The organism is uncultured Pseudoflavonifractor sp., assembly GCF_944387805.1.
Taxonomy (GTDB): domain Bacteria; phylum Bacillota; class Clostridia; order Oscillospirales; family Oscillospiraceae; genus Pseudoflavonifractor.
In genome coordinates this window covers 13,512-28,526 of the sequence record NZ_CALXGI010000028.1, presented here as the reverse complement: position 1 = coordinate 28,526, position 15,015 = coordinate 13,512, and the positions used below count along the sequence as shown (strand labels likewise).

At 59.8% G+C, this 15,015-nt stretch carries 10 protein-coding genes and 1 tRNA gene; 5 read left to right on the top strand and 6 right to left on the bottom strand.

Annotation, left to right across the window (positions count from 1 at the left end; translation table 11 throughout):
- Positions 1–128: 128 nt before the first annotated feature.
- On the bottom strand, positions 129–3,812 hold the full coding sequence (locus Q0K06_RS08395) for an exo-beta-N-acetylmuramidase NamZ domain-containing protein (protein ID WP_294551077.1): 3,684 nt from the start codon (positions 3,810–3,812) through the stop codon (positions 129–131).
- A 223-nt stretch (positions 3,813–4,035) separates the two neighbouring features.
- Positions 4,036–4,746, bottom strand: coding sequence for a DUF554 domain-containing protein (locus tag Q0K06_RS08390; RefSeq protein WP_294551074.1), 711 nt, complete (start codon positions 4,744–4,746; stop codon positions 4,036–4,038).
- Positions 4,747–4,886: 140 nt separating this feature from the next.
- Between Q0K06_RS08390 and Q0K06_RS08385 the strand changes: the two genes are divergently transcribed.
- Both Q0K06_RS08385 and Q0K06_RS08380 read left to right on the top strand, forming a co-directional pair.
- Positions 4,887–6,422, top strand: coding sequence for a polysaccharide biosynthesis C-terminal domain-containing protein (locus Q0K06_RS08385; RefSeq protein ID WP_294551072.1), 1,536 nt, complete (start codon positions 4,887–4,889; stop codon positions 6,420–6,422).
- A 94-nt stretch (positions 6,423–6,516) separates the two neighbouring features.
- Complete coding sequence (locus Q0K06_RS08380; RefSeq protein ID WP_294551070.1) at positions 6,517–7,182, top strand: peptidoglycan recognition family protein; 666 nt, start codon at positions 6,517–6,519, stop codon at positions 7,180–7,182.
- A gap of 45 nt (positions 7,183–7,227) precedes the next feature.
- On the opposite strand, the gene Q0K06_RS08375 is transcribed toward Q0K06_RS08380, so the two are convergent.
- A complete protein-coding gene (locus tag Q0K06_RS08375) occupies positions 7,228–8,103 on the bottom strand; it encodes a pyridoxamine kinase (RefSeq protein ID WP_294551069.1) in 876 nt (291 codons plus the stop codon).
- Between the two features lie 153 nt (positions 8,104–8,256).
- On the opposite strand from Q0K06_RS08375, the gene Q0K06_RS08370 reads away from it, so the two are divergent.
- Positions 8,257–8,339 (top strand) — tRNA-Leu (locus Q0K06_RS08370).
- A gap of 221 nt (positions 8,340–8,560) precedes the next feature.
- Here the strand turns inward: Q0K06_RS08370 and Q0K06_RS08365 are convergent.
- A complete protein-coding gene (locus Q0K06_RS08365) occupies positions 8,561–9,655 on the bottom strand; it encodes a Xaa-Pro peptidase family protein (RefSeq protein ID WP_294551067.1) in 1,095 nt (364 codons plus the stop codon).
- Between Q0K06_RS08365 and Q0K06_RS08360 the strand changes: the two genes are divergently transcribed.
- Together Q0K06_RS08360 and Q0K06_RS08355 are read left to right on the top strand one after the other, a co-directional pair.
- Positions 9,656–10,093, top strand: a complete 438-nt coding sequence (locus Q0K06_RS08360) for a helix-turn-helix domain-containing protein (protein WP_294551065.1) — start codon at positions 9,656–9,658, stop codon at positions 10,091–10,093.
- A 198-nt stretch (positions 10,094–10,291) separates the two neighbouring features.
- Complete coding sequence (locus tag Q0K06_RS08355) at positions 10,292–10,666, top strand: nuclear transport factor 2 family protein (RefSeq protein ID WP_294551062.1); 375 nt, start codon at positions 10,292–10,294, stop codon at positions 10,664–10,666.
- Between the two features lie 147 nt (positions 10,667–10,813).
- Here the strand turns inward: Q0K06_RS08355 and Q0K06_RS08350 are convergent, their stop codons facing one another.
- Both Q0K06_RS08350 and Q0K06_RS08345 read right to left on the bottom strand, forming a co-directional pair.
- On the bottom strand, positions 10,814–11,962 hold the full coding sequence (locus Q0K06_RS08350) for an iron-containing alcohol dehydrogenase (protein WP_294551059.1): 1,149 nt from the start codon (positions 11,960–11,962) through the stop codon (positions 10,814–10,816).
- 306 nt (positions 11,963–12,268) lie between these two features.
- On the bottom strand, positions 12,269–14,704 hold the full coding sequence (locus Q0K06_RS08345) for a LuxR C-terminal-related transcriptional regulator (RefSeq protein WP_294551056.1): 2,436 nt from the start codon (positions 14,702–14,704) through the stop codon (positions 12,269–12,271).
- Positions 14,705–15,015 lie beyond the last annotated feature (311 nt).

Here is a 15,015-nt window from a genome sequence, read left to right as displayed (position 1 = left end):
CGGGGAGTCCTTTTTTTGTCCATAGCTATAAGCTCTTTATCCACTGGCAGACCCAGTGGTTCTTTAAGCAACAGAAAGCGGGACGGGCCTGACGGCCCGTCCCGCTTTGTTCCTATACTTGATTTTATTCAGACTTTCGCAGACACAAAGTTCTGGAGAATCTGCGCCACCTCGGCACGGGTGGCAGTGGTGGAGGGCATCAGCTTTCCGTTGCTACCCTGCACCACGCCAGTGCCGCAGGCCCACTGCATGGCAGGAGTGGCATAGGCGGAAACCTGAGCGCCGTCCTGATAGGTGGACAGAGCGGCAGTGGCGGAGACATCCTGGCCCTTGTACTTGGCGTAGCGCCACAGCATGGTGACCAGCTGCTCACGGGTGATGCTGTCGTCGGGGGCAAAGCGGCCGTCGGAATAGCCATCCACGATGCCGTTGGCCTTGGCCCAGTACACAGCGTCGGTGTACCAGCTGCCGGCGGCCACATCGGGGAACTGCTCGGAGGAAATCTCAACAGCAGGCTTCTTCTCCATGTTGTAGAGAATCTGAGCCAGCATGGCACGGGACAGATTGTCCATGGGGCCGAACTTGCCGTTGCCATAGCCGTTCATGAGGCCGTTGGTTAGGACATAATCGATGGCGTCGTGATACCACAGGGAGGTGTTCACATCGCTGTAAGCGGCGCTGGGGCAATTGTTGCTGTGGTCGCCCTCCTCAGCGGTGAACACGGCGGTGACCTTCACGTTGGACGCAGGCATCCGGAAAGTATACTTGCCGCTCTCCTTCTCGGTGACGGAAATCTCGCTGCCGTTTCTGTCGGTAACGGTCAGGCTGGAGAGCTGATAGCCCTCGTCAGCAGAGACGGTCAGGGTGACGGTGATGCCCGCGGTAGTCCAGAAGGGCTGAGCCTTCACGGTGCCGTTGGCGCTCTTCTCCACGATCACGGAGTAGGTGGGGACGCTGGGGATGCTAGGCTCCTCTTCCTTGTAAAGGAGATACCGCTCCCGCTTGGCGCCGAAGGCGTCCAGGCCGCTCTGGAACTGGGTGCGGATCTCCTCCACGCTCTTGCCGGCCTTGATGGCGTCCTTCATCCAGGTGTTGCCCACCATGGCGTCAAACTCGGCGGTGAACATCTGGGCGGTATCGTCGGGGAAGAACTCATTGAGGGTAGTCAGGATGGTCAGCGCGGTGTCCACGGGGGAATAGGCGTGCTCGTCGGCAATGTGGAGCTGAGCGCCGTAGCAGGCCTTGTTGGGGTACTTGACGCCGGCGGCCTCAGTGGTGTTGTTCCAGGGGGTCATGGCCGCCATACGGAAGTGGACGCCTGGGAGATCCGCCTCCTTGAGGGCGGTCACGAACTCGGTCATCTTGGGCTGAATAAAGGGCGCGCCGAAAAACTCATAGGCCTTAGTGGTGCCCCAGCCGGAGCACATGCCCTTCTGGTCATCGGCGGAGGCGGCCCAGGTGCCGGTACCCTCCAGCCAGCCGATGCTGGCATAGGTCAGCAGAGTAGTGGCGGTGGGAATCTTGCGGTCGGACATGACGTACTGCAGGCCGGTCTCATCATAGTACATATCCCGGTCCCAGTTCTCCATGGGGATAACGGTCAGATTCAGTTTCTCCAGAGAGGCGCCGGAGGTGTGTCCCTCGGCCTTGATCATCTCCGCCAGCTCGCCAATGGTCATGCCGTAGCGGGTGGGGATGGCGTAGCCCTCGCCCATAGTTTCGTTCTCCCAGACAGGGCCGTCATAGGCCTCGCCGCCCAGGGGGGTGGGCCGGTCCAGAACCACGAAGGACTTGCCGTTCTCCGCGCAGGAGAGCATGCAGTCGGCCATCAGGTTCACGCAGGAGTTGGCGCGGGTACCGGAATCCTGCATGTCGAAGAGCAGGACGTCCACGTCCTTGAGCTGCTCGGCGGTGGGACCCTCGTCGGTCAGGCGGTAGACAGGCAGGCCGGTGCCCTTCTGGCTGACCGGGCTGTCGGTGTACTGGCCGGCCTCAGAGGTCTGGAACTCACCCCGCAGGCCGGTGCCGGTGCTGAACAGGGTGGTCAGGTTGACGCCTTTGGCAATCAAGGTGTCGGCCAGGTGGTTCAGGTCCTTGTCAACGCTGGTCTCGTTGGCCACCAGACCCACCTTCTTGCCCTCCAGCAGGTCCATGTGGTTGGCAAGCAGGTTCTCATAGCCCAGGGTGACCACGGGCTGACGGGTGTTGACCAGTTCCTTGTCGCCGGGGGTGTTGTACTCGTCCATCAGGTACTTGTCACGGATGACGAGATAGTCCTGTACCTCTTCGTCCATGCGGGCCAGCATCTCGTTGGTCTTTTCCATGACCTGCTCGTTGGTGGCGCCCTTGGGGAAGGCCTGGATCTCCTCACGGACCCAGCTCACGCCCACACGGGTATCCACGGAATTGGGCATATTGAAGGCCTGATCGCCTGTGCCGGCGTACATGGACTGGAGCATCAGGAACAGGGCGGTCTGCATCTGGATGGGAGAGCAGGCCCGCTTGTCCGTGATATGGATCTGAACGCCGTGAGACAACTCATTGGTGTAGTTTGCGCCGGTGGTCTGGTTGCTGCTGTAAACGGTGATGGACGCAGGACGGAACTGCACGCCGGGCAGCTCCAGCTCGTTCATCCGCTGGGCCAGGTCGATGGGGTCGATGTAGGGGGCGCTGATAAGCTCAAATGCCTTGGTGGTGCCGCGGCCCTCGTTAATGGTGGGACCCTCAAACCAGACGGTACCGGTGTAGAGCAGAGCGGCTTCCCAGGTGGGCATGTTGGGAGAGGGCAGGATGAAGCCCATACCAGTCTCATCCCAGTACATATCACGGGTGTAGCCCTCGCAGGGGATGACGGTCAGGTCGCAGTCGGCCAGGGAGATCTTCTTCTCCATGGCGGGGTCGTCCCAGTTCCAGTTGGTGGGAGCGGAAGTGGTCTCACCGTACTCGTTGGCGGTGCTGCCGGGAGCGCCGGTGGTCCAGTAGTTCTTGTAGCCCTCACCCTGGTAGAGCTTGGCCAGCTCGCCCATGGTCAGGCCGTAGCGGGAGGGCAGCGGATAGCGGCTGATGCCGCTGGCGTTCTCGGGGGTGGTCATGGTGCCCTCCACCACGCCGCTGCTGATGCTGCTGGGCCGGTCCAGAACGATGAACTCCACGTGGTGGTCCTCACCCTTGGACGCATAGTAGTTGTTGGCCTCCACGCAGGCGGTCATCACGTCAGCCAGCGTGTACATGTAGGTCCAGGTCTTGCTGCCGATCTCCTGCAGGTCGAAGAGGATCACGTCCACAGGCTCATACCATTTGCCGTTGTTGCCAGTCAGCATGGCTAGAGTAGGACGGCTGGGGCTTTTGGCATCCACAAACTCCGAATCCATGGGAGCCGGGTTCTCGAAGCCCATCTCATCCAGGTGCTGGGCAATGGTTCCTCCGCTGTAAAGACTCCACGCAGGCAGTCCTGTCGTGGGATCCTTGGAGTGGGGCACCGCCGCGCCGGCCTGATAGGCGCCGCGTACGCCGTGCTCACCTCCAAACAGGCACACCAAGTTGATGTCCGGGTCGGCGGCCAATTTATCTGCCATATGGTCCATATTCTTGTCTACGCACACCTGGTTGGTTACCAGGGCCACATTTTTGCCCTTTAGATATTCTTTCCAGGTCTCGCTCTCTAGCAGTACCTCGGCGCCAATTTTTACGCCGTCCGTGCTGCTCTCCGCTCTCTTCGCCGCACTCACTGCCGCAGCACAGGGAGCAAAGAGCACCATGCTCAGTGTGACCACAAGGAGCAGGCTCAGCATTTTCCCCAATTTGCGCTTCATACACTTTTCCGCCCTTCCTTTAAGGTTGTCTCCTTTCCGGAGCGCCTTCATAATAGCGCAGGGCAGAATGTGTTTCAATAATTTCCATATTTTTCGAAATCTTATTTCATCAGTTGGAAGTTTCGGCTGTTTTTATGAATTATATTGAAACTTTACCGAAATTTTATTTCTATTTTATTCAATATGTACACTTCATTTTGGAACTCCATCTGTTCCTCGGCAGTTAGCTCAACACTGCACTGAGCAGATTGGCCAGGGGGATATACCCGATGGGCAGAAAGATGGCGGGCAGCATGTTGCCCACCCGGATTTTCTCCTTGGGCAGGCCCAGCATGTTCAGGGCAATGCCCACGATGATGGTGCCGCCCACGGCGTTCATCTCGGTAACCACCGCCGGGTCCATCCCCTGCCCCACCAGGGCAAAGATAATGGTCAGTCCGCCCTGGTAGAGAAGCAGCGGAATGGCGGAGAAGGCTACGCCTACACCCATGGCTGCGGCAAAGGTAATCGCGGTGACGCCGTCAATAACGCCCTTGGAAATCAGGATGTCGTACTTGCCCAGCATGCCCGCCTGCATGGAGCCGTTGATGGCCATAGCCCCTACGCAGAAGAGCACCGAGGCGGTGACAAAGCCCTCCACAAAACGGCTGTTATTCTCCCCCCGGATCAGCTTCCGGCGGAGCAGATCTCCCAGGCCGTCCATCCGCTTTTCAATGTTCAGCGCCTCCCCCAGCAGTGTGCCCACCACCATACAGACAATAACGCAGAGGGTGTCCGCCGTGCCGACCATGCCCGAAATGCCAATGCCCAGCACGCACAGCCCCAGGGCGGAGGTGAGGATGGATGCAAAGCGGTTGCTGATTTTGTTCTTGAACAGCAGGCCCAGGGCGCTGCCCAGCAGGACCAGCGCCACATTGATAATGGTAGCAAGCATGGATGTTCCCCCGTTCACTTTTTCACTTTACAGTGATAGCTTTTCTATCATACCCCCGGACTCACCATTTGTCAAAGCGTTTCTGTCTTCATGTCCCCCTTGTCCCATGAATATACCTGTTCAGGAAGGGGGCGTGAACTTTGAAACTCAACCGCTCGTCCATGCTGTACGGCACGCTGGTTCTCACCTTCACCAGCATCGTTTCCCAGGTGCTGGGGTTTGTGTACCGCATCTTCCTCTCCCGCCTCATCGGCGCAGAGGTGATGGGTCTCTACCAGCTCATTATGCCGGTGTACTCGGTCATCATGTCCCTCACTGCCACCGGACTGACGGTGGCAGTGTCCAACCTGTCGGCAGAGTACCACGCCCTGGGCAACCCCAGGGCCATCGTCCAGCTGCTCCGAAAGGCGCTCACCGCCTTCCTGGCGCTCTTCGCCCTGGTAGCGGGGGCTACGGCATTGCTGTACGACCCCATCTCAGTCTATCTTCTGGGGGATGCCCGCACCCAGATGGGCCTGCTGCTGCTGCTCCCCTGCATCCTCCTCACCGGCATTGAGAACCTGCACAAGCACTACTTCTACGGCACGGGCAACATCCGCCCTCCCGCCGCCGTGGAGCTGACCGAGCAGTTTATCCGCACCGGTGCGGTGCTGGGCCTGCTGGTGCTGCTGCTGCCCCAGTACCCGGAGCGGGTGGTTGGCATCATTGTGGCGGGCATGTGCTGCTCGGAGCTGTTCTCCTCCATCACCCTGGTTATCCTCTTTCGGCGGCACATGGGCCGTCCCGCCGCCCTGCCCGGCCCCGGTGAAGAGCCTCGCCGCCTCACCCGGCGGATGGGTACCATCGCCCTTCCCATCGCCGCCACCGCCCTGCTGGGCAACCTGATGGGCTCCGCCAACGCCGTTCTCATCCCCCAGCGCTTGGTCCACGCGGGTATGGACGTGTCCGCCGCCATGAGCGCCTTCGGCGTGCTCTGCGGCATGACGGTACCCATGCTCTGCCTGCCCACCGCCTTTATCGGCGCGCTGGGTCTGGTGCTGGTGCCCAAGCTGTCCCAGAGCGTGGCACTGGGCCGGATAGACGAGGTCCGCCGCCGGATCCACAAGTCCCTGCTGGCTACCTCGGTGCTCACCATGCCCGCTCTGGCCATTCTGGTGGTTCTGGGGCCTACCATCGGCGTCTTTCTCTTCCGGGAACCCACAGTGGGCGACTATATGGTCCCCCTGTCGGTCGGGGTACTGCTGTCCTGTTATCAGTCCGTCCTCTCCGGAGCTCTCAACGGCATCGGCCGCCAGGCGGCCGCCGCCCGCACCTCCCTCATCTGCGGGGCGGTGCAGCTGGGATGCACCTGGGTATTTATGGGTCTGCCCGGTGTGGGGCTGGGGGGCTATGTGGCCGGGTTTGTGCTCAGCTCCGCTCTGGGCGTCCTCCTCAATTACCTGGAGATTGCCCGCCGCACAGCCCTGAAGCCCCGTCTCTTCCAGTGGTGCACCGCTCCCGTACTGGCCGCCCTGCTCATGGGCCTGGTCATCAATCTGCTCTTCCGTGTCCTGCGGGACGCGGGCATGGGCGGCGCGGCCGCCTGTCTGGCCTGTATCGCGTTCGGCGGTGTGCTCTACCTGGCCGCCCTCTCCGCCCAGGGCGTCCGCCCCTCCCAGCTGTTCCGGCTCAAATAACGTTTTTCTGACAAATTTCCTCTCCCTTGCCCTCCCGGTGCTCTTTGTGCTATGATATCTGTTAGCACGAACATACCGCCGGGAGGCATGTACCATGAACAGCACCATGCAGAAAACACCAAAATCCACTCGCGGCAGACTGCCCAGAGAGCTGCGGCTCCCCGCCATCCTGGCCGCCGTCATTGTGGGCCTTTTGATCATCCGGGCGGTGCTGGCCGTCCTGATGCCGGGTACCCCCAGTACCGCCGAGGCGCTGCCCGAGGATGTGCCGGACGCGCCGGAGTGGGTGGAGCGGCAGCTTCTGCCCATCAACGAGTACTCCCGCCCGGGGGAGAAGCTGACCGCCGTCAATGGTGTGGTGGTCCACTACACCGGCAACCCGGGCACCACCGCCCAGCAGAACCGGAGCTATTTCGCCGGTCTGGCCCAGAGCGGGGAGACCTTTGCCAGCAGCAATTTTGTCATCGGTCTGGAGGGTGAGATTCTGGAGTGTGTCCCGCTGGACGAGGTGGCCTATGCCTCCAGCCAGCGCAATTACGACACCCTGTCCATTGAAGTCTGCCACCCGGACGAGACCGGGGAATTTACCCAGGCCTCCTATGACGCCCTGGTCAAGCTGGTCCAGTGGCTGGTGGACACCTACGATTTGGATCGTGACCAGATTCTCCGCCACTACGACGTGACAGGTAAGGAGTGCCCCCGGTACTATGTCCAGCATCCCGAGGCCTGGGAGGCCTTTCTGGACGATTTGGAGTTTTAAATGCAAGCGGCCTGCCGGAAATTCCCGGCAGGCCGCTGTTTTTCTTTATAGTGATTCTCTTGTCACTGTGGGCAGAGCTCCGCCGCTGGTGAGCAATCCCAGCAGTCCCTCAAACTCCACACCCTCCAGGGGCGGTGTGGCCAGGGCCAGGGTACGGCTGACGCACTGCTGCACAAAGGCCGCCGCATCCGCCGCCGCCTGTCCCAGAGACTCCTCCCGCAGGAGCCCGCCCAGCAGCACCGCCGCGAACAGGTCCCCTGTGCCGGGAAAGCTGCCCTGCTCCCGGCAGGTCAGCGCCAGTTCCATCCGACCAGTGGCATGGTCCAGGCTGGCCGCCCCCACCTGCTCCTCTCCGGCGGATACACCGGTGAGCACCACAGACCGCCGGCCCTCCAGCGAGAGCCGCTCCAGCCAGCTGCGGACGGTGTCCCGGTCCGGCCGGGCCTGATACGGCTCCCCCAGCAGCATGGCCGCCTCAGTCAGATTAGGGGTAATCACATCCGCCTGAGCGGCCAGCTCCCCCATTCGTGCGCACAGTGCAGGCGTACAGGTCCGGTATGCCCGGCCGTGGTCCCCCATCACCGGGTCCACCAGCACCAGGGTCTTTTCCCGCCGGAACCGGCAGATGGCAGTCTGGAGCAGGCCAATCTGCCGCTCCGAGCCCAGAAAGCCGCTGTATACCGCGTCAGGCGTCACACCCAGCTCTCCCCAGTGGGCCGCCACTTGGCCCATCTGATCCGTCAGGTCCAGAAATACCGCGTGCTCCGACGCCGGAAAGGCCGTATGGGCTGAGAGATAGGCTGTCAGCATGGGATTGCACTGGCAGCCCATGGCGGCAAGCACCGGGAGAATCACAGTCAGGGAACACCGGCCTACACCGGACATGTCATGGACCGCCGCGACTCTGGGCGCACGTTTCATATGCCTCACATCCTTGGCAAATCTCGGATTTTTATTGAGCACTATTATAATGGCTTTTCCGCCCCGGTTCAATTGACAATTTTGCCGCTCAATGCTAAAATACCTCCAGTTCCTTTGTCTCTTTCCCTGGATGGCAGTTGAGAAATTGAATATGCGGGTATGGCGGAATTGGCAGACGCGCTGGATTTAGGTTCCAGTGGGCAACCGTGTGGGTTCAAATCCCACTACCCGTACCACGTCGGAGCAAGCTTTGTATCGCTTGCTCCGACTTATTTTATCAGTCAGAGCGCGCTCACGCCGCTGCTCCTTCTTTCCAAACCGCAACCGCTATGCTGGGTTGTGGTTTGGGGCCGCCGCTTCGCGGCGGTTTTGTTTTTTCCCTGGAAAATATCGATTTTAACCGGCCCTTCCCCCTGGCTGCAAAGCGCATTGCCCGCTCATTTTGAGGCTGCCCCGTCTATCTGGAGGCGGAATATCCTGCCGGGAGGACAATCAGCTCTGTGGAGGTCTCATTGAGGACCTCCACCCCCTGGGGCCCCACATAGACCAGGTCTTCAATGCGCAGTCCCAGCCGACCTGGGAAGTATACCCCCGGCTCCACCGACATCACCAGGCCCTCCTCCACCACCGCCCTGCTGTCCTCACGGAAGCGGGGATTCTCATGGCCCTCCAGTCCGATGCTGTGTCCCAGTCCATGACAGAAGGCCGGCCCGCATCCGCCCGCTGCGATGACCTGCCGGGCCACTCCGTCCACCTCCGCACAGGGGATACCGGGTACGATTGCGGCGGTGGCGGCGTTCTTCGCGGATAGAACCAGCTGATAGAGGGCGCGCATTTCGTCGTCAGACTCTCCCACAGCCACTGTGCGGGTCATATCAGCGTAGTACCCCTCCACCACTGCGCCAAAGTCCATGGTGACGAACTCGCCGCACCGGATGGGACGATCCCCCGCCATGCCGTGGGGCTGGGAACCATTGGGACCGGCCAGCAGCAGGTCGGTGTGGGCCGACTCCACATCGGGCTCCTGCCGGCACAGGCGGTAGAGCTCCAGGGCCAGCTCCTTCTCCGTCCGCCCGGGCCGGATGAAATCCAGCAGATTCAGATAGGCCCGCTCGGAGGCGTGCTGGGCCTTTCGGATGAGGGCCACCTCCTCCGGACTTTTATGGCGGCGCTGGCGGAGAATTACCTCCTGAAGGGCCCCGTCCGGGGTCAGAACACAGCCGGGCAGCCGGGCGCGAAGGCTTTCAAAACCGGACAGCGTCATATAACTGCTCTCCACCCCTGCCGTCCGCACACCCAGCCGCGCCATCAGAGCGGGGAGCTCCCGCCCTATCTTCTCCGTGGGCAGAATGGTGATATCAGAGTCCAGAGCGCCCGCCGCCTCCCGGTACCGTCCGTCTACAAACAGGAATGCGTCGGAGCGGGTCGCTACCAGCGTACCCGCCGTGGACTCCAGGCCCAGGTAATAGCGGCGGTTCACCCCGGATGTGATGATGGCGGCGTCCAGATGGCCCGGGAGCTCCGCCATAAGGGTGCTGAGACGTTGATTCATATGTTTACACAGCTCCTTTCCAAAAAGCAGAACCGGCGGGGCATCCCTCCCGGGATGTCCCGCCGGCTGAGAGATTACGACTATAACCCCAATTTTATCGACTACCTGGCCATGGCAATTTCCGTCTCCCGGGGAAACCTTGAATTTACCAAGCTGAGTTCCTTTACCGGCTACTCCACCCGGTATGTCCGGCAGAGATTTAAAGATCTCTGCGGTGTGTCTCCCAAGCAGTATGGACAGATCATGCGCTTTCAGTGGGCTCTTAAACGCCTTATCGAGGAGGATAATCAGGACATGTCCCACCTTGCCCTGGAGGCGGGATATTATGATCAGGCCCATTTCATCCATGTCTTTAAGGACTACACAGCCTACACCCCTATGGAATGCCTCTCCATATCCAAGCAGCGCGGCAGTACGGCGGACAGGCTCAAGGCCTGAAAAAAACAGGTCTCTTCCCACGGGAGCAATTTCTGCGGGGAGAGGCCTGTCTTATTGCGGAAGAAGGCCGGAAATGCCCGGCATACCGGTTTTTCGTCCTGTTCCAGTACCGTTTTTTACAATTCATTCACTGCCGCCCATGATAAGGTAAAGACAGTCTCAGAAGTCCCTGGCAAAAATGATGAGGAGGTTTTACCTATGAACAACCATGCTGAGACCAAGGCTGTCAAATCCGTTATCCAGCGCTATATGGACGGCACCTATCAGGCTGACATCGAAAAGCTGAAGAGCGTGTTCCATCCCAGGGCCGTTATGAACGGCTTTCTGGGCCCCAACTGCCTGCTGGCCGATCCCTCCTGCTTCATTGAGGATATGGCCAGCGCTCCCTCCATGGCCTCCAAGAATGACCCCTATCAGGCCGAAATTGAGTCCATCCGCATTGAGGGCGACGTGGCCTCTGTCATCGTTTCCGAAACCGGCTTCCGCGGCGACGGCACGCTGGTGGACTTCTTCCATCTGATCAAGGTGGATGGGACCTGGTACATCATCTCCAAGCTCTTCACCACTCTCTGAGCTTCTCTCCCGCAGTCCGTCAGCAGCCGCACCCGGCATATGCTGTGCGCCGGGTGCGGCTGCTTTTTTGCGGCCCGCCGCATCTTTTCGCGAAAAAACGGCAGGGCCGGACACTGATGTGTCCGGCCCTGCCGTTTCTTTTTTCTCTCAGGCAAAAATCTTCTCCAGCAGCGCCAGAGCATCCTCCTCGGTCATCTTCCGGGGATTAAAGGCCTGGAACAGCTCCTGGGAGATCTCCTTGGCCATCTGGGGGAACAGAGAGCGGTCGATATTCCACTCCTTGGGCCCCTTCAGGTGCAGGTCTACGTCCCGGAAGGAGATCAGGGCATTCCGGGCCTTGGCGCCCAGCTCCTCGGGCGTCTCGTTTCCGGTGAGCAGCGCGCCGAACTGCTTGGCCACCCGGCGGGTCTTCTCCGGCGCGGCGGGGGCGTTGAACTCGATGACATAGGGCAGGGCATAGGCACAGGCAAAGCCGTGGGGAATGTGGAAGTGGGCGCCGATGACGTGGGCCAGAGAGTGGCCCGCGTGGGTGTGGCCGTAGCGCAGCATCCAGCCGCCCATGAGGCAGGCCGCCGCCATGTTGCTGCGGGCCTCGATATTGCTCCCGTCCGCCACAGCCACGGGCAGCCACCGGGTCACCATCTCCATGACCCGCTTGGAGATCTGGTCGGACAGCAGGGTGGCGGCGGTGCCGGTGTAGGACTCCACGCCGTGGGCCAGGGTGTCAAAGCCGGTGGAGGCGGTGATGTGGGGCGGCATGCCCACCATCAGCTCCGGGTCCACAACGGCGTACTCCGAGGAGGCCAGAGTGGCCAGGATGGGATACTTCACGCCGTCATCGCCGGTGATCACCAGGCCATCGGACTGCTCGCTGCCTGTGCCGGAGGTGGTGGGCACCACAATAAGACCGGGAGCGGCTTTCATCTCCTCGCCCTGGGCAAAACGGATGATGGGTCCCTCGTTATACCGCAGGATGTTCACAGCCTTGCCGGTGTCCATGGCGGAGCCGCCGCCCAGGCCGATGACCAGGTCGCAGCCCTGGGCGGTGTAGGTCTCCCAGGCAGCGGCTACCACGGCGGTGGAGGGATCGGGCTGCACGCCGTCAAACAGCACCGGCTCCAGCTCCGCATTCTTCAGCACATCCAGCACCTTCCCGGCGATCCCGGCGGCCACAATGCCCTTGTCGGTCACCACCAGGGGGCGGCGGCTGTTCTCCATCTTGACAAGCTGTCCCAGCTCGGACAGCTTTCCAGCGCCAAACACGATTTTTACATTCTGTACAAGCTCAAACTGCATGATAAAACTCCTCCTCGCAAGTATGGCTTATCGCTGGTTATCCATCGATTCATTTTACCGCCCAAGCCGGGAGGGACGATTGTAAAAATCGGCACTGGAAGGGACTGTGCAGGGTGCTCAGTCTGGTCTGCTAGAGAAAAACGCCACAGGAAGCGAAGTTGTTTTTCTCCGCTTCCCGCAGTTGGCGGATTCGCTCAAGCGCGGCGTGCGCACTCTCCTTAACCTCCTCGTGCAATTTCTCCGTATCCCATCAAAATATATCAATCCGGGCAGCGTTCTGTGCGCCGCCCGGACATATCGCCCCATTCAGTCCAGTAGTCCCATTGTCTTGGCTTTCTGGATGGCGGCCATCTTGTTATTGACCTCCAGTTTCTGATAAGCGTTTTTCACATGGTATCGGACGGTTGGTACAGAGATGAAAAGGGCTGCAGAAATCTCCTCATGCTTCATTCCTTTGGCCAGCATCTGGAGGATCTCTTTCTCCCGCTCGGAAAGCGTGATCGACAGCGGGAAGAAATCGGACACAGCCCGCTGATACTCCTCACAGCAGCGGATCACCCGACTCAGAAATTCTTGGGGAACCCGCTGGGAGTTGCGCAGTTTGCGGAGCATCCCCATCAGCTCCAGCGCGTTTTCTGCAAAAGGCATTACTACATCGTCCTGGGCCGCCAGCACCAAGGCCCCCTCCAGTTCCTGGCAGCCCGCCTCAATGCCATACAGCTTCTCTTTTGCAATGGCGGAGCAGATATCATTGTGGATGTAGCCCAGCTGGTTGTGATAAAGATCGAACTTCTTGCGGAACTCCTGGCAGAGCACTTCCAGCCGGATAAAGGCTCCGGTGAGCAGCACCGCCCGCATACACACAATATAGGGAAACGCCATGCCCTGGAACATAAAGTTCCCCGTACCCATGTTGTTCTCCCGCAGCCAGGCCGGGATCTTCTCCACCTTTCCAAAGCAGCTGCTGATATAGGCCGAGCAAAGCTCCAGCGTGGTGTTGAGTACACTGCTGTTCTCCCCGCTTACCCGCCGGGAGAGCTCCTCCAGCAGCCGCTCTCCCTCCTGAAATTTGCCGTGGTAGAGTGCCAGCCGGGCCAGGACAAAGGTGGCGCACAGCTCAATGGAGGTCTGGCGGTAAAAGCGGGACTGATAGATGGCCTTTCGAGCGTTGATCTCCACGTTCTCAAAATCGCCTGTCTCCAGGGCATACTCAGCCAGCGCCAGAGGTTCGCTGCCGGAGCCGCATCCCTCTACCGCCTGGGCCAGGATATGGAAATTTTGGGATATAAACTCCGCTGTATTCCGCAGCCGCCCCGGCTCCTTATAGTAGCAGTAGAGCAGATGGGGCGCGCCAAAGGTAAACTCCGTGCGGTTGCTCACCACGCAGGAATACCGGCCGTTAAAGTAGTGCACGGCCAACTCACCGTGGCGGACGATCTCATGGACATCATTGAAAGCCACAAAAATCCAGGTGTTATGGATCTCCCCCAGAAGGAAGGTACGATAATTTTCGCTGATATCTTTTGCACCGAGGAAATGGGTCTCCAAATTCTGGATGTGATGTTCCAGCTCACCCCGGCCGGAGGGCGGATCACTGAGCGCCTTAACCCTGATATGGCGCAGAGTTGCCAGCGGATAGCGGAAGGCCATCTCCGGAACCAGGCCTTCAAATATTCTGTGGACCTGTGGGAACTGGGCAAACTGGATATCTCTGGGCTCCATACTATTCAAATCCCGAAGGATCTCCTCTACCTCTCCGGCCCGATATAAGTAGTCATAGGCCACCACCCGTTTCCCCCGCTCCAGAAACCACCGGCCCATTCTGCGCCAGAGAGCCCTGGGCTCCATCCCCTCTCGTGCCGCCCGCTCCCGGAGGAACTTCTGGAACAGCTCCGTCATTTTATAGGCCTGCAGAGCGGAGTTGTAAGTAATGAAAGCGTTGCCTTGAACCAATTCCGCCAGTCGTTCGGCAGCCCCTGGGTCCTCAAAGGCATAGGCCACCTGCTCCGGTGTGAAGGCGTCCAGATAGGAGAGCTTCTGGAGAAAGGTCTGGGTCTCTCTGTCGTAGGTGCTGTACAGGTTGCGGTCCAGCAGCTGGTTGATGTCCTCTCCCACGCCGATGGGCAGCCCCTGGCTCATACCGCGGAGAATCAGATAGATGCCGGAAATCCAGCCTCCCGTCCAGCGGCCCAGCCGCTCCGCCAGGTCCTCCTCTGCCGGACACTCCATCAGCTCCAGATAGGCCTTGATTTCGGGCCCTCGGAACTGAAGCACCTCCTGTCCCACCAGCCAGCACAGCCCTCTCTGCTCCAGGTCGGCCACAGGCAGGCAGGGTGTATCCCGGGCCAGCAGGACAATATGCAGATTTTCCACCCGTTCCCCTACAATGAGGGTGATCAGGGACGCAGTCTCCCTGCAGTCGATAAGCTGGTAGTCATCTATCACCAGGACCGTGGGCTCCTGGTACTTCTGCTCACAGATGAGGGACACAATCTTGGCCTGTTGAGGCGCATTTTCCGGAAAGCCCAGCTCCTGCAGCTTCCCTGCCATCTTTGGGTTCCGCTGATCGATTCTGGAGGTAAGCCGCTCCCAGCAATAGGCCATGGAACCGTTGGAACCCAGCAGAGAGAGCCAGATAGGCTCCAGCCGCCTGGTGTGAAAATACTCCCGGACAGCCGTGGTCTTGCCAAAGCCCATAGGTGCACGGAGAACAGTAAGCGGGTAGGCGAGTATCTGATCCAACTGCCGGTTTATCCGGGCGCGGGATAGGATTTTCGTTCCGGGAAGCTTCATGTATACCACCCCTCATTTTTTGAAACTTCTTGGACGTATTTGTCCCATTATGTCATTTTCTGTTGCATCGGCACCCGCAGTATACCATATTGGCCCAAAATGCACACAGGTTCCCCTTCTCTTTTTGTCTCTAATGCACAAATTATTATCACAACTATCACTTGTGATAGTTCCCGGTGCTCTCTGTTTGGGGTAGTATAAAAATACAGCAGAGCATTCCCCAAAACACACATCATACGTGCACCTGAAAAAGCGCTCTG